General features: G+C 45.7%; 16 protein-coding genes and 1 other annotated feature. Of the genes, 4 read left to right on the plus strand and 12 right to left on the minus strand.

All coding sequences use genetic code 11. The features are described 5' to 3' along the window. Positions 1-113: 113 nt before the first annotated feature. The 9 genes from ACTTK7_RS02965 to ACTTK7_RS03005 all read right to left on the minus strand — a co-directional run bounded on the left by ACTTK7_RS02965 (position 114) and on the right by ACTTK7_RS03005 (position 10,455). On the minus strand, positions 114-1,307 hold the full coding sequence (locus tag ACTTK7_RS02965; RefSeq protein ID WP_462865637.1) for an acetate/propionate family kinase: 1,194 nt from the start codon (positions 1,305-1,307) through the stop codon (positions 114-116). A 29-nt stretch (positions 1,308-1,336) separates the two neighbouring features. Further along, on the minus strand, positions 1,337-2,335 hold the full coding sequence (locus tag ACTTK7_RS02970; protein WP_462865638.1) for a class I SAM-dependent methyltransferase: 999 nt from the start codon (positions 2,333-2,335) through the stop codon (positions 1,337-1,339). Between the two features lie 165 nt (positions 2,336-2,500). Further along, positions 2,501-3,001: a thiol peroxidase gene (gene tpx / locus ACTTK7_RS02975; RefSeq protein ID WP_462865639.1), complete on the minus strand. Its 501-nt coding sequence runs from the start codon at positions 2,999-3,001 to the stop codon at positions 2,501-2,503. A 31-nt stretch (positions 3,002-3,032) separates the two neighbouring features. Next, positions 3,033-3,587 carry an RDD family protein gene (locus ACTTK7_RS02980; protein ID WP_462865641.1) on the minus strand — a complete coding sequence of 185 codons (555 nt, stop codon included), beginning with the start codon at positions 3,585-3,587 and terminating at the stop codon, positions 3,033-3,035. A gap of 11 nt (positions 3,588-3,598) precedes the next feature. Continuing rightward, positions 3,599-4,594, minus strand: coding sequence for a signal peptide peptidase SppA (gene sppA, locus ACTTK7_RS02985; RefSeq protein ID WP_462865642.1), 996 nt, complete (start codon positions 4,592-4,594; stop codon positions 3,599-3,601). A gap of 2 nt (positions 4,595-4,596) precedes the next feature. Beyond that, positions 4,597-6,222 carry an amidohydrolase gene (locus tag ACTTK7_RS02990; RefSeq protein WP_462865644.1) on the minus strand — a complete coding sequence of 542 codons (1,626 nt, stop codon included), beginning with the start codon at positions 6,220-6,222 and terminating at the stop codon, positions 4,597-4,599. Between the two features lie 98 nt (positions 6,223-6,320). After that, entirely contained in the window at positions 6,321-7,526 is a 1,206-nt protein-coding gene (gene thiI, locus ACTTK7_RS02995) for a tRNA uracil 4-sulfurtransferase ThiI (protein WP_462865646.1), read from the minus strand. Further along, positions 7,523-8,668: a cysteine desulfurase family protein gene (locus ACTTK7_RS03000; protein ID WP_462865647.1), complete on the minus strand. Its 1,146-nt coding sequence runs from the start codon at positions 8,666-8,668 to the stop codon at positions 7,523-7,525. The genes thiI and ACTTK7_RS03000 overlap by 4 nt, the downstream gene beginning before the upstream one ends. A gap of 77 nt (positions 8,669-8,745) precedes the next feature. Beyond that, a complete protein-coding gene (locus ACTTK7_RS03005) occupies positions 8,746-10,455 on the minus strand; it encodes a septation ring formation regulator EzrA (RefSeq protein WP_462865649.1) in 1,710 nt (569 codons plus the stop codon). Positions 10,456-10,723: 268 nt separating this feature from the next. Here ACTTK7_RS03005 and hisJ point away from each other — a divergent pair, with 268 nt between their 5' ends. Then, positions 10,724-11,542, plus strand: coding sequence for a histidinol-phosphatase HisJ (hisJ, locus tag ACTTK7_RS03010; RefSeq protein WP_462865651.1), 819 nt, complete (start codon positions 10,724-10,726; stop codon positions 11,540-11,542). A 16-nt stretch (positions 11,543-11,558) separates the two neighbouring features. Beyond that, positions 11,559-12,065 (plus strand): GAF domain-containing protein, encoded by a 507-nt coding sequence (locus ACTTK7_RS03015; RefSeq protein WP_462865652.1) that lies wholly within the window; start codon positions 11,559-11,561, stop codon positions 12,063-12,065. A gap of 42 nt (positions 12,066-12,107) precedes the next feature. Here the strand turns inward: ACTTK7_RS03015 and ACTTK7_RS03020 are convergent, their stop codons facing one another. Together ACTTK7_RS03020 and ACTTK7_RS03025 are read right to left on the minus strand one after the other, a co-directional pair. Beyond that, on the minus strand, positions 12,108-13,637 hold the full coding sequence (locus tag ACTTK7_RS03020) for a sensor domain-containing diguanylate cyclase (protein ID WP_462865654.1): 1,530 nt from the start codon (positions 13,635-13,637) through the stop codon (positions 12,108-12,110). Positions 13,638-13,681: 44 nt separating this feature from the next. After that, positions 13,682-13,846, minus strand: a complete 165-nt coding sequence (locus ACTTK7_RS03025; protein ID WP_462865656.1) for a hypothetical protein — start codon at positions 13,844-13,846, stop codon at positions 13,682-13,684. 355 nt (positions 13,847-14,201) lie between these two features. On the opposite strand from ACTTK7_RS03025, the gene rpsD reads away from it, so the two are divergent. Then, entirely contained in the window at positions 14,202-14,804 is a 603-nt protein-coding gene (gene rpsD, locus ACTTK7_RS03030) for a 30S ribosomal protein S4 (protein WP_022793076.1), read from the plus strand. Between the two features lie 71 nt (positions 14,805-14,875). Here the strand turns inward: rpsD and tyrS are convergent, their stop codons facing one another. After that, on the minus strand, positions 14,876-16,153 hold the full coding sequence (tyrS, locus tag ACTTK7_RS03035; protein ID WP_462865658.1) for a tyrosine--tRNA ligase: 1,278 nt from the start codon (positions 16,151-16,153) through the stop codon (positions 14,876-14,878). A gap of 88 nt (positions 16,154-16,241) precedes the next feature. Then, positions 16,242-16,463: a binding site (T-box leader), on the minus strand. Between the two features lie 113 nt (positions 16,464-16,576). Here tyrS and ACTTK7_RS03040 point away from each other — a divergent pair. After that, positions 16,577-19,935: transglycosylase domain-containing protein (locus ACTTK7_RS03040; RefSeq protein ID WP_462865659.1), on the plus strand; the 3,359-nt coding region annotated here is incomplete at its 3' end.

Consider the following 19,935-nt stretch of genomic DNA (forward strand, 5'->3'; position numbering starts at 1 on the left):
CTCCTTTCAAAGTACTGTTACTCATTCTTTCCCATTATCCAGAGAATATATGCAGAAATATAATATATTTTGTAAAAAACTCCTGCTTCATCGAAACAGGAGTTGAATCTGAATTATTGAACCTGGCCGAGCCGGACTGTGTCCCGGGCAATCATTACTTCTTCATCAGTAGGAACCACTGCGACAGCTACACGGGAGTCATCTGTCTGAATAAATGCCTCTCCCGAAGCCTTGCCGTTTTTCTCTTTATCAATTTGAATGCCCATAAATTCAAGGCCTTCCATTACTTTTTCACGGACCAGGGCGCTGTTTTCCCCTACACCGGCAGTGAATATAACTGCATCGACGCCGTTCATACTGGCTGCATAGGTGCCAATATATTTATGCATCCGCGTCAAATATATATCAAGCGCTGTCTGGGCTCTTTCATTACCTTCCCCTGCCTGCTGAACAACATCGCGGAAATCACTGGATGCTCCGCTTACGCCAAGCAGACCGCTCTTTTTATTTAATGTGTCAATAACTTCTGCAGCTGTCTGACCGGTTTTTTCCATTAAATACGGAATCAGCGCCGGGTCAATATTGCCGGATCGCGTGCCCATCATTACACCTGCAAGCGGTGTGAAGCCCATCGATGTATCGACGGGAGCGCCGTGATCCACCGCCGTGATGCTGGCACCGTTGCCGATATGGCAGGAAATGATTTTCAGGTCATTTTCCGGACGGCCCATTAACTCTGTCATCCGCTGACTTACATATTTATGGGAAGTTCCGTGAAAGCCGTATTTGCGCACCCCGTACTTTTCGTAGTATTCATACGGGACACCGTATAAATACTTTTCTTTTGGGATCGACTGGTGAAAAGCTGTGTCAAATACCGCTACCGATGGAACATCCGGGAGAATATCACGAAACGCTTTAATGCCGACAATGTTAGCGGGGTTGTGAAGCGGGGCAAGCTCGCTTACATTTTCCAGTTCGCTGAGCACCTGGTCTGTAATTAAAACAGAATCCGAAAATGTTTCACCCCCGTGAACTACCCGGTGGCCCACTCCTTCAATGTCATTAACATCGGTAATGATATTGTACTTTGTTAACGAATCCAGCAGGGCTTTTACAGCCTCTTCGTGGTTTTGCAGCGAAGGATATTCCGTTTTCTTTTCTCCCTGTACCTCTACGGTAATAAAAGGAGTCTCCAGGCCGATCCGTTCCACAACTCCTTTAGTGATAATGGTTTCTTCAGGCATTTGCAGCAGTTGGAATTTCAGCGAGGAGCTCCCCGCATTAATAGCAATAATGGTAGACATTCTTTCTCCACTCCTAATAATTACTCTCTTTATTTATTGATAAACCCTTCTTGCACAAACCAGTCGTTGATCCGCTTCATCATATCCTGGAGCGCTTCCTGGCGGCTGAATGATGGCAGCTCTGCCAATAGCGCCTGCCCCGGCTGTTTTACATCAGGACTTTTCTTTTGAAGCATCCATATGCTTTTCGATGCTTCTTTGGCCTGAAACATCGTTTCCGGCAGCTGAAGAAGGCCGAGCGTATGCGCATGTCTTTTTACATAAGCCTGAAGCTCCGCTGCTTTTTCATCCTCAAACAGGTTGTTTGGAATGAGAAGCACCATAAAACCACCCGGCTTCAGCCGGTTCATCATACCCTCCACAAGCAGATGATGCACATAGGATTTTCCGTCCGTGCTTCCGAGCTGGTACAATTCGGCGATTTGATTTTTCGGATAGTAGCCGACCGGAAGATCGCTCATGACCACATCCGGATCTGGCGCACCAAATTGTTCGATGCTGTCCTGATGAAACAGCTGGACAGCATGCTCCTGCAGATTCGCCAGCGTATAGGCAATTTTAATTAACGTCTCGTCAACCTCTGAACCGTAAGCCTCAATATTTTTTTCCGACAGCTGGTTTAATACGGCTGATAACAGATTACCCGTTCCTACAGCCGGATCCGCAATAACAAATTCATTACGGCCATTCATGAGCTTGTCTACTAAATAACCCATGAAAATAGCAACAGCGTCCGGTGTAATAGCATGGTGCTGCTGCACGGACTGCTTCATTCCTTTAATCAGGGCGAGCTGAAACGCTTTGCGGACATCCTCCTGCTCCATCGCTTCAGGCATCTTTTCTTCCAGGCTTTGCTCCAGACGGTCTTTTTCTTCTGCAGACATGCGCTGTACTACCGTCCCCTGAAAGATATCCTCCCCGGCTTCGGCTATCGCTTCCAAATACGTTATACTCAGTTCCTGCTGTATCGTTTTCGCAAGGTCATCCAGCAATTCAAAAAGCTGTTCAACCGGTGTCGTTTCGTCCATGACACGCCCTCCTTCTGCAGCGTAATGCTTTCCCACTCTCACTTTACAATACGCCAGTATAGCAAATGTGGTCTTTAAAGAGAAGTAATGAAAACGGAAAAACCCGATTACTCTCCAGGCCTGCACACACAATAAATGACGCCTTTGCAGGCGCCATTCTCTTCATTAGTTTGTATTGTTGACTGCGTTAATTGCCGCTTCATAATCCGGATGGTCCGTTCCTTCTGAAACAATCTCCTTATAGGAAACCTTGCCTTCGCTGTCCACTACGATCACCGAACGGGCAAGCAATCTCATCTCATCCATTACCAGACCAAACTGTTCACCAAAGTCCAGGTCTTTATGATCGGAAAGTACACGGACATTTTCAATTCCTTCTGCTGCACACCAGCGCCGCTGTGCAAAAGGAAGATCGCAGCTGATGGTCCATACTTCCACATTATCAAGCGAAGCAGCTTCTTCATTGAATTTCCGGGTCTGCTGTGAGCAGACACCTGTATCAATAGATGGCACTACACTGATCAGCCTTACTTTACCTGAGGCATCACTTAGTGATACCGGGCTCATATCATTGGCAAGTACAGTGAAATCGGGAGCGTATTCTCCGACTTCGACTTTGTCTCCCACAAGTGTCACGGGCTTTTCTTTAAATGTTACTGCTGTCATCTTACTCCTCCTTCACTTTTTGTTCCGGGCATCATTTTCTTGTATGAATGACCCTCGTATCCGCAATCATATCATGAATACCAGCCTTTTGTGGTGTGAAGGCTACTACGATATATGCCAGATTTGTAATAACCAGGCTGCGGTAGGCAAACCGGAGAACGATTTCCCTGAAAATGATATCGGACCATTTTAGTTTTTCCCGGTTCACCCGGACTACTCTCAAACCGAAAATCATTTTACCAAGCGTCTGCCCGTAAAATTTTGTCATAAGCAAAAAATATCCGTAGGTGATCAATGCGTTAAACACAGCATACAATGTAATGAATCCCCAGATTTCCCCTTCTCCCGTGAAATAGAAGGGAGAAAGAAGAATCCCGTTTAAGGAAAAAAGTATAATCAAATCGGTAAGGTAGGCCCAAAAGCGCATCCAAAACCCTGCGAACAGCTCTTCCATCGTTTCATTTCTTCCATTGGAATTCTGTTTATCTGCTGAGCCGGGCTGAGAATCAGCATTCTTATTGTTTTCTTCCGGCACTGTTTGTGCCGTTCCCTGGGGGTCTTCCGGATAGCCGCCATTTGTAGTCATCATTATCCCTCCTATCCTTCATACAAATACATTGGCCGCGGACTGTCGCTTCCGACTGACTTCAGCAGTTCCTGGAGTCCCAGCAGCTTTTCGTCAGAAATGAACAATCCCTGAACGGAGTTTTGCAGAAGCGACTGCCAGCTAAACGCATCCGAAGTGTAGCGCTCTACAGTAGCGTCTCCGAGTTCAAGATCTTCCTCCATCATTGCAATAGTATCCTCTGAAGTCCCAAGCTCATCGATCAGTCCATTTTCTTCCGCCTGTTCACCCGTATAAATACGGCCATCAGCTAAATCCCTTGCCTCGTCTTCACTAAAGCCTCTTCCATCTATTACCACCTGCAGAAAATCTTCATACATGTCATCGACGATTCCCTGCATGATTTCCCGATCTTCTTCTGTCATTTCTTCCGTAGGTGATCCCATATCCTTAAACTCTCCGCTCGTTATGTTCACGCCTTCAATGCCCAGGTTTTCAGCCAGCTCGGAGTAGTTCAGGGAAGACATAATCACACCTATTGAACCGGTAATAGTCGCCGAATGGGCTACAATTTTATCCGCTGGGGCCGCGAGGTAGTAGCCGCCGGAAGCAGCCGTGTTCCCCATCGAAACATATACAGGTTTATTTTCTTCCTCCTGTACCTCGACGACGGCGTCGTGGATTTCATCACTTTCAACGACCCCGCCACCCGGGCTGTTTACATTAATAATAATACCGTCCACATCTGCGCTCGACCCGGCTTCTTCGAGATTACTCAGAAATTCATCATGGTTGTAGCCTTCCCCGGAGAAGGCACCGGAGCCGCCCGAGGATTGAATGGTGCCCTCTACATCAAGCATTGCTATCCGGCTGTCTGAAGAGCCCTCTTTCACTATATCCTCCTGATTCTGCTGATTTTGCGCCTGGTTCGAAACTGTATTCCACAGGGAAAAAGCTGTCTGGGCGCCAAGCGAAACGATAAGAAGCACCGCTGCCGCTAATAAAGCAAACCACCTTTTTGCATTCATGATTATTCCTCCGTTTCATTATTAATTTTGATTCTGCTCTCCTCCGGCAGGAACACGACTGCGTCTCCTACAACGGTTGCTTCCACCTCGGCTGTTAAAATCTCTTCCGGCTTTATTTGAAAAAGATCCTTCCTGAGCACCGTAAAGTCTGCTTTATAACCGGGAGCAATTCTTCCCAGCTCGTGTTCACGGCTGATGGCCCTGGCACTGCCTCCAGTATACAGCTCCACGGCTTCAAAAGGAGTTAGTTTTTCTTCCGGCATATAGCCGTCGTGCGTCTCACCTGGTTTTTTCCGGGCGACAGCCGCATAAATCCCAGTCCTCGGGTCTACAGATTCAATAGGAGCGTCCGAGCTTCCCGCGCAGTTGATCCCCTGATCGAGGAGCGTTTTCCAGGCGAAGGAATAACGAAGCCTTTCTTTTCCGAGACGTTCTTCGACCCACGGGAAATCCGAAAGCACAAAACGTGGCTGAAGATCGAGGGCTACCGGCAGAGCCTTCAGCCGTTCCACCAAATCTTCCCTAGCGATTTGTACGTGAATAATCCGGTCCCGCACTCCTTCTGGCACCGGCCAGGCTTCTAAAGCATCTATCACATATTCCAAAGCTAAATCGCCAATAGCGTGAACAGCCACCGGCATATTTTCTTTTCTGGCTTCTGCCACGAGCTGTTTTAACTCCTCTCTCGAATGGATAGCAACACCTGCTGTTTCAGGGGCATCATTGTAGGGACGGCTGAGAAGGGCGGTACGTCCCCCGAGTGCTCCATCTGCAAATATTTTCATAGCGCCGAGCTCCAGACCTTCATCAAGAAGACCATACGTATGACCCTGCTGTATAAAGTCCGGAAACACTTCATGATGCACGAGAAGATGCGCCCGAAATGAAGTGGCGGCCAAAATATTTCTGAATGTGTTCAATGTTCTCGTAAATCCGCCGTAGTAATTAAGATCTTCCGTATGCCCGCCAGTCAGTCCGCATTGATGCATATGACTCACCGCTTTTCCAAGTGCTTCATGTAAATATTCCTCAGACACCTCTGGAATTTCATTTTTCACTAAATCGGCGGCCTGATCGAGCAAATAGCCTGTAGGCTCCCCATTCCTTGATTTAACAATAATGCCGCCCTCCGGGTCCGGAGTATCTTTATCGATACCTCCAGCATCGAGGGCACGTGTGTTAACCAATGCGGCGTGTCGGCATATTCGTGTCAGCAGTAATGGATGAGCGGGCACTAAATCATCAAGCTCCTCCCGGTGGAAAATTTTCCGGTCAGGGAAATTGTTCTCATTCCACCCTTCTCCGATGACCCATTTCCCGGCAGGAATTTCTTTTGTTTTCTCCTTAATCAGCGCAGCCATTTCTTCCGCAGAAGTGCACTCTGATAAATCCAGCTGGATCATCGTTTCACCCAGTCCGATCATATGTAAATGACTGTCTGTAAAACCAGGATACATCGCGCTTCCGTTTAAATCCACCCGTCGGACAGCAGCATTTTGCAGTTCTTTTTCTATCTCTCTTAGCATCCCTGCTTTTTCAATCGTCCCGTCCGAGGTTAAAACTGCCTCGACCTGTTCTTTTTCTTTTTTCATCGTATAAATATTTCCGTTATACCAAAGTGTTTTCACAGCATTAACCGCCTCTCCTTTTTACGGACGAATCCCCGTTTTGTTTCAATCCTTTCAAAATTCCATTTTATACCACTTATGCAAATGAAAAAAGCTCTTCAGAGAAGGTCTTCAAACTCTTCTTTTCCACTTTTCATATTAGATACAGAAATCACTTTCGTTTCAGCTATCGCTTCTTCAAACAATTCCTCTTTATTCAGGCGTTTTTCATATTTGTAGACTAAACCAATTTTTGGTTTGGTGGCAGGACTGGCCGGTTGAAACACAGTACAGCAATCTTCATACGGTCGCACAGAAATATCATAGGTGCCTATACGCTTAGCGATGCTGATAATTTCTTCTTTGTCCATGGCAATCAGCGGCCGAAGGACCGGTACACTTGTTACTTCGTTGATAACATTCATACTTTCAAGCGTCTGGGAAGCTACCTGCCCGAGGCTTTCACCGTTCACTACTGCCCTGGCATCTTCCTTCTCCGCTATTTTGGTTACTATTTCAAGCATCGCTCTTCGTGTAATCGTCATCGTATGGTCGTCCGGCACCTGCCTTCGGATAGCTTCCTGAACACGGGTAAATGGGACCACATGAAGATTGATACTCCCTCCAAACCGGCTGAGAACTCGGGCGATATCCTCCACTTTTTGCTTTGCCCGTTCGTTTGTGTAAGGTGGACTGTGAAAGTGAACTGCCTCGATCGTTACTCCGCGCTTCATGGCTAAATATGCAGCGACCGGACTGTCCAGGCCACCCGAAAGCATACTGACTACTTTTCCGCCAGTGCCTGTCGGCAGTCCCCCTGCCCCGTTGATACGCCCGCAGCTTACATAAGCTCCCTGCTCGCGAACATCAATTTCCACGGTTACTTCCGGATTCTTCACGTCCACCCCGACGCCTTCGGTATGATGGAGAATATAACTTCCGACGCTTGGAGCGAGCTTTGTGGAATGAATAGGAAAGTCTTTATTGGACCTCCTTGCTTCCACTTTAAACGTAGTTTTTCTATCCTTATATTCCGAAAACATTTGATAGGCCGTCTGCTGTATCTCCTCTTCCGACAAGTCTGCTTTTCTCGCATAGCTGATGGAGGATATTCCAAACACCGGCTTCACTGCCTCAATAACTTCTTCAGCAGGTTCCCCGAGCAGATTAATCGCAATACGTCCGTAGGTACGCCGCACTTCACAGTGGGGGAAATCCTTCACCGCGTGATCAATGTTTTCTCTTAACTGCCGCTCGAATTCTTTTCGGTTTTTTCCTTTTAAAGCAAGTTCGCCGAAGCGAATTAATAAATATTCTTCTCTCATTGCTGTTCCTCCATAACCTTTTTCAACTGTGGCAGCACTTCTTCGCACATGCTGCATAAATGAGCGGCTTCCTCTTTCTTTGTATCCGCTGAGAAACTTATCCTAACAGCACTTTCTGCAAGCTTCCGTTCTCCCGAAGCAGCCAGGATGACGGCAGATGGCTCCGAGTTTTTCGAAGCACATGCTGTTTTGGTGGAAATTGAAGCTCCCCTCTCCGCGAGCGCTTCAACGAGCACCTCTGGTTTTATTCCGGGGAAGGAAACATTCAATATGAACGGAGACCCTCCGGAAAAAGGAGAGTTGATCACTCCGCCGCTTTCCTGCAGCCGTCCAGCGGTCCACAATTTGATTTCTTCAATTCTGCTGCTGTTTGCAGCATAGCTTTCTTTTGCCAGGCGAAGTGCCTTTGCCATAGCTGCAGCACCCGCTGTATTCTCTGTTCCTGAACGGACTCCGCTTTCCTGACCGCCCCCGTGTATTAAAGGCTCAAGCACCGTTCCCGGGTGCTTATACAACAGTCCCGTGCCTTTCAACCCATGGAATTTATGAGCGGATACTGTAACAAAATCCAGCCCCGCCTTTTCAATATTTAATGGAATTTTGGCAGCACCCTGTACGTAATCTGTATGAAAATAAATACCAGTGTAGGAAGAAAGGATTTCTCCAATCGTCTCGATAGGCTGTACTGCACCGGTTTCACTGTTTGTATGACCAATTGTAACAAGGATAGTATCCTTCTCTAATGCCTTAGTCAAATCCTCTATAATTATACGGCCGTCTCTGCCAACCGGCAGATATGTTACCCGATACCCTTTTTCTTCTAAATGGACACAGGTTTCCATCACTGATGGATGTTCCACAGCCGTTGTTATAATATGACGGCCAAGATTTTTTCTCGCCTCTGCGACTCCTTTTAATACCATATTGTTTCCTTCCGTACCACCACTCGTAAAAAAGCAGCGCTCCGGTTCCACCTTTAACTCCCGGGCGATCTGGCTTCTCGCAGATTCAAGCAGGCGTTCAGCTTCGCCGCCCTTATGGTGAAATGAAGAAGGGTTGGCAAAATAGGCTTCGGACGCTTTCCTGTATGCACTCAGCACTTCCTCGTATGGCTGGGTGGTCGCACTGTTATCAAAATACATTTTCAAATTCCTCCCAGCATCACTGATATCATAAAAAAGAAGCCTGAGTTCAGGCTTCTTAACTATTTGCTTGTCGATTATGCTTCTGTCAGCTGCATGTCAGACTCCTGCAGCACCTCTGTCACAAACCGGTCATCCATTTTCCTCACGGACGATGAAGCCACCTGCAGGGCATGCTCATACTGGCCTTTGCGAAAAGCACTTTCTGCTTCCTTCAGGCTTTGGTCGAGTTCAGCCTCTTTGCTGCGGTATAAATTTCCGCGCTGGATGATACGCTCAGTCATCAACGCCTGCTCTTCCATGCGCCGAAGCATTGTAGAAACAGTGCGGACACTTTCTTCTGCCTGAGCCACCGTTTCGCGCACCTGCGACATTTCAAGCGGCGTTTCAGAAAGGGCCGCAGCGGCATGGGCAATTTTATCATCCGCCGATTCTTTTTCATTCAAAAGTATTGGCGGAAGTTTAGGCAGCCTTGTACGCTGCATTCTCATTTCTTCGATGCGGTTCTGGCGCTTTAGCTCCTCGAGCGTTTCCATTGCCTGTGTTTCATCTTTCCGGAGTACGCCCAGCTGGTTCTCTGCTTTTAGAATTCCCGACTCCACTTCTTCCTGTTTCTCAAGAATTTGTTTTAGTTCCATCTCGATATGCGTAAAGGAATGTTCTTTGTTTTCTTTTTGCTCCTGCAATTGTAATACGCTCTTTCTAATTCCATCAACCTGTCGTTTTGATGAAGCAATCAGATGGTCTGTTTCCGACGGAATCCGATAGTTGGCTTCGATAAATTCTTTTTCCACTAGCAGCGTCTGCATTCGCGTGGATAACTGTTCTCTGCCTTCATGAACCTGAGGCAGCAGACGTTCGACCTCGGCACGGGCTTCCACTTCTTCTTCAAGAATGCGGTACACTTCTTCATTATAGGCATCCATTTCAGTAAGGCGCTCTGCAACCCCGTCAAGGTCCAGGCTTTCAATTCGCGTCTGCAGTTGCTCAGTTTCTGCTTCGTTTTCATTCAGTCGTTGTTCAAATGCAAAAGCATCCATTGGGTATCCCTGCTCTTCCATTTCATAAAGACCGGCGCGCAGGGATTTCCATTCTTCCGGCAGGCGCCGCCGTACTTTTGCAAGCATATCAGGGACGGCATAAAGAGATGCTTCTTCACGCTCTAAATCTTCATCCAGCTTCTCTCTGATCTGTTTGGCTTCAGATTGATTCCCCTGCTCCACCGCCTCGTAAAAAGCTTCAAAAGAAGACTGGAGGTCACGCATGTGCTGATCAAAAATCGGGGCTGTCCTGCCAAGCGTGTGCCAGTTCTGGGAAACAAAACGTTTTATATCTTCATATTTCTGTTCCGACTCTTCAATGCCGCGGCGGTTATCAGATTCATTATGTACCAGCTCTTCTATTTCCAGAAAGATATTGTTGATTTCCTCTTCAATACTGGCGAGCTGCGTATCTACAGCAACAGTGATTTCTGAAGCCTGACTAAACTTGTACTTGTCTGCTTTTTCTTCCGCATCATAAAGAGCCTTTTCAATATCCGGCAGATGCTTTCCCACAATTTCGTCCCAGTCTTTGCGCCATGATTCAAACTTTTCTTCTGTTTCTCCCGACATTGTCATGCCCTTGACCCGCGCAATCTCTTCGGCCACAGGCTGATCCGCCATATTCGCCCTTGCATCCTCCAGACGGTCTACCTCCCGGTAAATGCGTCTGCGTCCCCATGCTCCGTATATGACAAACGCGGCGATAATGATAACCAGAACTATACTTACAATTGTTGTCGCCAAATTCCTCACTCCAGTTTTCCCCGCTGTGCATCCTTGTTTTAAATAATTTACACGTTATGGGTTACTTATACTTATCTCATACTTTATGTGCACGAATGTACTCAAAATATTTTTTCAACTATGTTTACTTAAACTTATGATAACATGTAAACGCAGTGATTGTTATATGACGATAAAGAAAATTTCGAGAAAATCCATTTTCATTATTTCCTTAATTCAGCCAGCCGTATTCCAATAATATTTTCCATAAAATAAGGAGTTTATACCTATGACAATTACTCGTGACGGCCATATTCACTCCCCCTTCTGTCCGCATGGAAGCAGAGACTCGTTTCACGACTATATTGAAGCCTGTATCAAAAACGGAATAAAGACGATCAGTTTTACTGAGCACGCTCCTCTTCCCGAAGGCTTTACAGACCCTGTGCCGGATAAAGACAGTGCTATGCCACTTGCACAACTCGATCAGTATCTCCATGATTTAAATGCCCTTCAGGCAGAATACCAAAGCGATATTTCCATTAAAAAAGGACTCGAAGTGGATTTTATTGAAGGATTTGAGAAAAACACAGAACAATTTATGAACACGTACGGCCCTGAGCTTGAAGATTGCATTCTTTCCTCTCACTTCATTAAAATAAACAGTGAATATATATGTATAGATTTTTCACCGGATCACTTTGACCGCTACGTCCGTCTAAGCGGATCACCGCAAAAAGCAGCAGAATTATACTATAGTGCCGTTTTCCGCTCCACTCAGGCCCGCCTTGGAAAATACGCACCGAACAGAATCGGGCACATGACGCTTATTCGTAAGTTTCATAGAAATTACGAATATGATTTTCTTGAGCAAAATGCTATTGAAGCTATTTTGCAGGAGGTTAAATTCAGAGGGCTTGAGCTTGATGTGAACGGTGCCGGGACAATCAAAGAACGGTGCCTCGAGCCGTACCCGCATCCCTCGGTAATACAATCAGCATTAAGGATGGGGATACCGCTCGTATACGGCTCCGATGCCCACGCCTCTTCGGGACTGCTCGCGGGCAGTAACGATATTTCAGCTCTTACAGGGGAGCAACTACGATAATGAAAGAGGGATCTTCATGTCTTTTCAACCAGTTTCTTATGACTCATCTTTAGAGAAAAGCTACCACACATTATGCCAGCAGGGTAAAGCATTATTTTTAGACGAAAACAGCCAAACCGCCAATTTGGCCAACGCCTCCGCTTTGCTTAACCAATTTTTGTCCAACGTAAACTGGGTCGGCTTCTATATTTGGGACGATACAGAAAATGAACTGGTTCTCGGTCCATTCCAGGGACTGCCTGCCTGTAACCGCATCACCCCGGGCAAAGGGGTCTGCGGTACAGCTTATGAGAAAAAACAGACGGTTCGCGTGGAGGATGTGCATGCCTTTCCGGGCCACATCGCATGTGATGCTGCCAGCCAGTCAGAAATAGTAGTTCCACTGTTTACTCCTGAAGGGGATGTGTACGGCGTGCTCGATATTGACAGCCCTGTACTGAATCGTTTTTCTGAACAGGAAGAGTCTTTCCTGCGTCAGTTTGCCGATGAAATTGAAAACGCACTTTTTCCACCTGAAAATTAATATCCTCCGCTGGGCAAGTTGAATTAAGCTTGCCTGGCTTCTTTATTCGTTATCGTCGAACACAATCTGATTTTTCCCATTCTGTTTGGCTTTATACAAAGCTCTGTCTGCTCGGTGGAATAAATCCTTATACTCATTATCAAAGGTCATCTGCTTTACACTCGCAATTCCACATGAAACGGTCACCCGCGGAGACGTTTCTTCCTTCACTCTTTTAATAATACGCTCGGCCACTATTATGGAGGTCTCCGTGTCCACGTCATTCAAAAACAATACCAGCTCTTCTCCTCCCCACCTCGCAGCCACGTCTTCATTCCTTGAATATCGTTTAATCACAGAGCTTACCTGAACGATAGTATCGTCACCTGTCTCATGCCCGTAGGTGTCATTAATATGTTTAAAGTCATCAATATCAAATAAAAGGAACATCCCATTCGGATACTGATCCAGATGTTCCCTTAAGTAATTGTCTAAATGACGCCGGGAAAAAAGAGAAGTTAACTCATCAGTTCTGACAAGTTGTTCAAGCCTTTCATGCAGAAGTACATTTGTAACCACAAGACTGCAGTGGTGCACCAGTGTCTGCATCAGCCTATACTGGTTATACGTGAAATGCCGGTCCTTTTTTCCAGAAACAATAGCAACACCAAAGATATTTTCTCCGTCCCTTAACGGTAAACAGATGGTCGAACGATAATTACCCTCCTGGCCATTTTCTTTTATTATATCTCCAGTAAACCAGGATGCGTCTGTAAAAGATATTTTTTCCATCACCTTTTTCAGCTCAGCACTTTTCTCTGGTGATGCCCAATATTTTTTTGATTCAAATACTCGTTGCTGGCCGCTTTTATCATAAATAATAAATACAGCATGGTCTGCATCAAATGAATCAAAAAATAAGTTTTCCATTTCTTTAATTACCGTTTCTAAATGCATATACCGCTGTAAAGAATTCGAAGCTGCATTCACAAGCTGAAGCTCCTGAATAAGCCTCTTTGACTGTAAAGCGGTATCTATATTTTCTATGGCGTTGCCCCCGGCGTTTGTTAAAACATGTATAAATTCTTTTTCTTTTTCTGAAGGCATTGGACCATTATGAAAATAAATAGCAACCACACCATAAGTGCCCTGTTTTCCGTTAATAGGAAAAAAAAGCCCCTTTCTTCCGGAATTTTGTTTATTTGAGCTCTTTCCTGTAAGAAAACATTCATTCATTTCCTTATCTTTTGAAGTTAACTTATTTTTCACCTTCACTCTACCGTGAACGTCTCTGATGTTCCATCCACCCGATAAGTATAATTCTGCTCGAGCCTGTGGATATAAACAAAATAAAGTATAAAAGATTTCTTTTAATACATCCTCAATACTCGTGGTCTCCAAAAACTTTTTCATTACATTTATAAGCAGCTGACGACTATCTTCATCTACTTCCTTTTCTTCTTTTACAGGAGCTGCCAATAAATAATCAATGTGACTGGAGAGTTCTTTTAAATAGCTGCTCGCGTTTGAAGTATGCTCCGCCTTCATTATTTCCAGACTGTATTCGAGACCGCCTCTGATTGTACATGTCACTAGTTTTTCTTTTTCGTTGATTTCTGATAGAGAGTTGGAGATCTTTATCCCCTTTTTTCAATCCAGAATACTATGGCTTCGGCGCTTTGCTTTGCATCTTTAATGATAAGTTTCGCTTCGCCAAATTGCCTGAAAAGCCAATCATTGTTTGCAGAAAGCATCCCTTTTATTTGATTCTCTAAGTGTTTATTATTTTCAATAAAACTCACTTTATCACCGCCGTCAATTTAATATCAGGGAAAAAAGCCGCGCACGATCCTATTAACTGAGACTATTATACTAATATACGGTATAAAATGGAAATTTTCAATTAATTTCATTTATTTTTCCCAGTCTAAACATATTGACTTGCCATCAGCCAGAAGTTACAATGATGGTTGTGTGAAAGACAGCCTGGGCAAGCCTTGCATGTGCTTTCCATTTTGCTCCTTGCTTTCAAGCAAGGTGTGTTGCGTAACCCCTAGCTGTCGGGGCGAAGACATACGAGGGCAAAATGAGCATGACGGGAGATTCGCCAACAGTGTTTTTATACCAAAATTTGTTTTAATAGAGGAGGATGCCATTATGGCACGCTATACAGGTCCAACCTGGAAAAAGTCCCGCCGCTTCGGCATCTCTCTCAGTGGTACAGGGAAAGAACTCGAAAAACGTCCTTATCCGCCGGGAGAGCATGGTCCAACGCAGCGCAGAAAATTATCCGAATACGGTGTTCAGCTGCAGGAAAAACAGAAGCTTCGTTTCATGTACAACTTAAATGAGCGCCAATTCCTGCGCACATTTAACATCGCTGGCAAATTGCCTGGTGTACACGGCGAAAACTTCCTGATTCTACTTGAATCCCGTCTCGATAACCTTGTTTATCGTCTTGGTCTTTCCCGTACGCGCCGCGGTGCACGCCAGCTGGTTAACCATGGCCACATCACCGTAGACGGTAATCGTGTAGATATCCCGTCTTACCGTGTAGAGCCAGGAAAAACCATCAGTGTTCGTGAAAAATCCCGCAACATGAGCGCTATCCAGGACGCACTTGAAGCTAATTCTTTCGTTCCGGAATACCTCACGTTTGATGCTGACAACCTTCAGGGCACCTACAGTCGTTACCCTGAACGTTCTGAGCTTCCTGCGGAAATTTCCGAAGCACTAATCGTTGAGTACTACTCCCGTTAATAGCAAAAATCCCGTGCAGATATCGATCTGCACGGGATTTTTATGTTTGTCCGGCTTTTTCCAGCCCGCTTTTACCCTTTACTTTTTAGAATCAGGAAATATTTCTTTTTACCTCTGCGCATAATGATAAACTGATCGTCAATTAAATCATTGTTCCCTACAGTTTTGTCTGTATTCTGTTCTCTCTCACCATTAATATATACGGCACCGTTCTGTACATCTTCCCTGGCCTGGCGTTTTGAACCTGCTATGCCCGCTTGAACCAGGAGCTCCACCAGATTTTGTCCCTCTGCTTTCATCGTGTACGATGGTACATCTTTAAAACCCTGGGCTATTTCGTCTGCTGTCAGTGCTGTCAGTTCGCCTCCGCCAAAAAGAGCTTTCGTAATATTTTCAGCCTGATTCAGTGCTTCCTGGCCGTGGACAAACGAGGTGATTTCCTGCGCCAGTCTCCGGTGGGCTTCTCTTTTTTCAGGCTCTGTCTGCATCTTTTCTTCAAGCTCTTTCATTTCTTCCTTATCAATAAACGTAAAGTAGCGTATAAATTTTAATACATCACGGTCGTCCGTATTAAGCAGAAATTGGTACATTTCGTATGGTGATGTTTTTTCGGGATCGAGCCATATTGCGTAGCCGGCTGTTTTTCCAAATTTCGTGCCGTCGGCTTTGGTCACTAACGGGATTGTCATACCATAAGCAGGAGATTTTTCCTCGTCTTCGTATTCAAGACGACGAATCAGCTCTAAGCCTGCGGTAATATTGCCCCATTGATCGCTGCCGCCGATTTGAAGCGTACACTGGTGATTTTTGTAGAGGTAGTAAAAATCAATGGACTGCATTATCTGGTAGCTGAATTCCGTAAAAGAAATACCTTCCTGAATACGGGATTCCACCGATTCTTTAGCAAGCATATAATTGACACTGAAATGCTTCCCAAAGTCTCTCAGGAAGCTGATCAGAGTCATGCTTCCAAGCCAGTCATGGTTGTTTACAATCTCTGCACCATACGCACCGGCAAAATCGAGGTATTTTTCAAGCTGAGTGCGAATTTTTTGTGAAAAACCTTCCACAATCTCTGGTTCGTTCAGGGAGCGCTCTGCGTTTCTCCCGCTCGGATCCCCAATCATTCCTGTGCCACCGCCTACAAGAGCAATTGGCTGATGCCCGTGCAGCTGCATACGGCGCATTAAAATAATAGTCAGCAGGTGACCAATATGAAGGCTGTCTCCCGTAGGGTCAAATCCACAATAAAAACGGAGCTGGCCGTTGTTTAACTGATTCTTAAGTCCCTCTCTTTCTGTAACCTGATTCACAAGTCCTCTTTCTTCTAATTCCTCCCAAATGCCCATAACTTTCCCCTTTCTGGTTTAAAAACGCACTAAACTTGGATATATAAGTGTAGGTACATAAAAAAGTCCCTTTTCGCTTCGACAAACGAAAAGGGACGATGATGACCGCGGTACCACCCTTATTGGAAGCATCTGCTTCCCAGCTTCATGTTGATAACGATGCATTACACCGTTTCAAACCTTTTTAATCAAAGATCTGAAAGGAGCTCCGGATGTGTAATTCACCAAAGGCTGCAGTTCGACTTTCAGCACACGTCGACTCTCTGTGACTGTAGGTCCTATGGTTACTTTCATCCTTCATAGCTGTATGTTATAGTTTGTTTTCAAGTTTGCACTTCTTTTATTTTTAGCACAAGACTTTCAGCACTGTCAATGTATGAATCCATAGACAAAGCTACATAGAGAAGGGAGATCGTAATAATTATGGGGCGTCACGACCAAACAAGCTCTAGAAACACCTTACGCGTTGTTGGTCTTTCATTTCTCACCCTGTTTATTGCTTTTATTTTAGCTATTTTATTTATTGGGTCAATCGGTGCAGGCTTTTTTGCCTCCTTGGTTAAAGGACAGGAAGCTTACACGGAGGAAGAAATGCAGGAATCAATATACAGCTATGCCGAGAACAGCACCGTCCATTTTGCCAGCGGAGAGGAATTAGGAGAGCTGCCTTCAGAACTGGAAAGACAGCGTGTAGAACTCGATAACGTTTCAACCAGCCTGCAGGATGCATTTTTGTCCACCGAGGATAGGGCTTTTTATGATCATAACGGAATCAATCCCCAGTCATTAATGCGTGCTACATACCAGGAAGTAACGAACTCGACCACCCAAACAGGAGGGTCAACGTTAACCCAGCAGATTGTTAAAAACCAGCTGCTGACCAGAGAAGTCTCCTTTGAAAGAAAAGCGAAAGAAGTCGCTTTGGCGATGAGAATGGAAACGTATTTTTCTAAAGATGAAATATTCCAGGCTTATATGAATATCGTTCCATTCGGCCGTAATGCCAATGGAGAAAATATCGCAGGGGCCCAGGCTGCTGCCCAGGGAATATTTGGTGTTGACGCTTCTGAGCTGAATGTTGCCCAGTCCGCTTACATTGCCGGGCTCCCGCAAAACCCTTACACCTACACTCCATTTGAAAGTAACGGGGAGATAAAAGACGACCTCTCTCAAGGGCTGAACCGGAAAGACGAAGTTTTAAACAATATGCTTGAAGTGGAGTCCATTTCCCAGGAAGAATACGATGAAGCAATGGATTACGATATTCGCGACAATCTTGCTGAGCCAAAAGAAGAAGTAGCCCAGGAATATCCTTATTTAATTAATGAAGCTCAGCGCAGAGCTACAAGGATTATGCGCGAAGAAATGATTGCCGAAGACGACGTTCAATTAGAAAATTTATCAGACGAAGAACGTCAGGAAACTATTCAGCAATATAACCAGGAAGCAGGCCGGGAAGTCGCTGAAGGCGGGTATGACATTGAGCTGACGGTTCATAAAGATACCTACGATGCTATGCAGGAAGCTGTAGACAGCAACGATTACTTCGGTCCCGATAAAGAGGGTGAAGCAGAGCAGGTCGGCGGTATGATGATTGAAAATAACAGCGGTGCTATTTTAAGCTTCGTCGGAGGCCGTGATTTTGAAACAAGTTCATTAAACTACGCTACCCAGACGCGCAGGCAGAATGGCTCAACCATGAAACCGCTGCTTGACTACGGTCCGGCTATTGAAGAAGGCATCCTGCACCCTGGACAGACACTGCTCGATATTCCTACCGAATACGGAGGAGACGATGACGAGCTCAACAACTTTGACGGAGAGTATGAAGGCTTTATCGACGCCAGAAGTGCTCTAGCCGAATCACGTAACATACCGGCCGTACGGGTATTTGACATGCTCGACGAATCGACAAGAGAAGAAGCTCTTAATGATCTTGGTATGGGCAATGTGGTCGAAAACGGTATTTCTTCTTCCACTGCCATTGGTGGACTCAGCCGCGGCGTAAGTGTAGAACAAAACACAAGCGCGTTCACGACTTTCCCCGCTGGAGGAGAACATCATGAACCTTACATGGTAGCCTCTATTACCGACAGTACAGACGAAGCTGTCTTTGAACATGAAGAAGAGTCCACTAATCCTTTTTCGGAGCAAACCAGCTTCCTTATTACAGATATTCTTCGTGACGTATTAGGATCAGACGGTACTGCAAGCTCTCTTCCCGATCGTCTGAATATTGACGGCGACTGGGCCGGAAAGACAGGTACGACAAATAATCAGATAGACTCCTGGTTCGTCGGCTATAATCCCAACGTAACCTTCGGCCTATGGCTTGGGTATAATGAACAGATTAGCATTGAAGATGCGCAGGGGCTCTCTTATTCGCAGAGAACTCAGCAGATTTGGGCCGATATTATGAATGCCGCTTCCGACACGGAGGACGATTTAATCGGATCTGAAGACACATTCTCTGAACCGGATGGAATCTCTACAGAAGAAATATGCGGACTCTCCGGCCAACAGCCTACAGATTTGTGTGAAGAAGCGGATCTGGTGAATGAAGATATTCTCAATGAAGAATTCGCTCCTACTGAAGAGGATGACAGTCTCGAAGAAATTGAATATGTAACTATCGACGGAGACCGTTACCCTGGGTACAATGATACTCCTTCTGAATTTATGGAAGATGGCATTTCTTTAAACGACGAATACCTTTTAGACGGCGATGAAGAAGAGATTCAGGAATATCTGCCGGACGATTGGGACAATATTGTTCCGGATGAAGATGCTCCTGAAAATAACAGAGATCCTTCCAGGGTGACTGGGGTCTCTAATGATGGCGGCACCATCACCTGGTCAGCCTCCAATGATAATGATGTGATCGGCTATCGTATCTTTAATGACGGCGACGAAGTTGACAATGTAATCGACCGGGAAACAACAGAATTTGATACTGATGGAAGCGGCGAGTATACTGTCCGCGCCGTAGATACTCACGGCAGGGAATCAAATGATTCCAGCGGAGCTGATGTCGGCGGTTCGAATGGCAATAACGGTTCCGACAATAACAGCAATGATAATTCCGACGACAACAATGATTCCGGCAATAACAATTCTGGAGACAACGAAGATTCGGACAGCAGCGACTCAGAAAATAACAATAATAATTCGAGCAATGATGACGCTGAAGAAAATACCGGCAGTAATGGTTCTTCAAACAACGATAATGAAAATCAAAACTCTGAAGACCAGGGCAGCAGTGACAACTCCGGCAATGATAGTGAAGAAAACAGTACAAATGAAAATAATGAAAACGAAGGCGGGGATAATTCCTCTTCTGAAGATTCTTCCGGCGACAGCCCGGAATCACCTGAGGATAACTCATCGGAGCCATCAGGCAATGACAGCAGTGATAGCTCCGATGAAAACACAAACGAATCGAATACGACGGATGAAGCAGAAAATGACGGGAGTTCAACAGACGAAGAAGAATCCACTGAAGACAGCAGCAATGAAGACTCTTCCGCTCCTTCCGGGGATAGCGGCACTGACGGGACCGAAGACTCCGGCGGGCCATCCACCGACGAAGAGGATTCCACTGAGGACTCCTCTTCTGCTCCTTCCGGGGACGGCGGCACTGACGGGGCTGAAGACTCCGGCGAGTCATCCACCGACGAAGAGGATTCCGCTGAGGACTCCTCTTCTGCTCCTTCCGGGGATAGCGGCACTGACGGGACCGAAGACTCCGGCGGGCCATCCACCGACGAAGAGGATTCCACTGA

It is taken from the genome of Marinococcus tarijensis (assembly GCF_054971385.1).

What these genes read in the sequence shown, in the direction of transcription:
- ACTTK7_RS02965 (WP_462865637.1), bottom strand. Translation starts at nt 1,307, where the DNA reads ATGTCTACCATTATTGCTATTAATGCGGGGAGCTCCTCGCTGAAATTC.
- ACTTK7_RS02970 (WP_462865638.1), bottom strand. Translation starts at nt 2,335, where the DNA reads ATGGACGAAACGACACCGGTTGAACAGCTTTTTGAATTGCTGGATGAC.
- tpx (WP_462865639.1), bottom strand. Translation starts at nt 3,001, where the DNA reads ATGACAGCAGTAACATTTAAAGAAAAGCCCGTGACACTTGTGGGAGAC.
- ACTTK7_RS02980 (WP_462865641.1), bottom strand. Translation starts at nt 3,587, where the DNA reads ATGACTACAAATGGCGGCTATCCGGAAGACCCCCAGGGAACGGCACAA.
- sppA (WP_462865642.1), bottom strand. Translation starts at nt 4,594, where the DNA reads ATGAATGCAAAAAGGTGGTTTGCTTTATTAGCGGCAGCGGTGCTTCTT.
- thiI (WP_462865646.1), bottom strand. Translation starts at nt 7,526, where the DNA reads ATGAGAGAAGAATATTTATTAATTCGCTTCGGCGAACTTGCTTTAAAA.
- ACTTK7_RS03000 (WP_462865647.1), bottom strand. Translation starts at nt 8,668, where the DNA reads ATGTATTTTGATAACAGTGCGACCACCCAGCCATACGAGGAAGTGCTG.
- hisJ (WP_462865651.1), top strand. Translation starts at nt 10,724, where the DNA reads ATGACAATTACTCGTGACGGCCATATTCACTCCCCCTTCTGTCCGCAT.
- ACTTK7_RS03015 (WP_462865652.1), top strand. Translation starts at nt 11,559, where the DNA reads ATGTCTTTTCAACCAGTTTCTTATGACTCATCTTTAGAGAAAAGCTAC.
- rpsD (WP_022793076.1), top strand. Translation starts at nt 14,202, where the DNA reads ATGGCACGCTATACAGGTCCAACCTGGAAAAAGTCCCGCCGCTTCGGC.
- tyrS (WP_462865658.1), bottom strand. Translation starts at nt 16,153, where the DNA reads ATGGGCATTTGGGAGGAATTAGAAGAAAGAGGACTTGTGAATCAGGTT.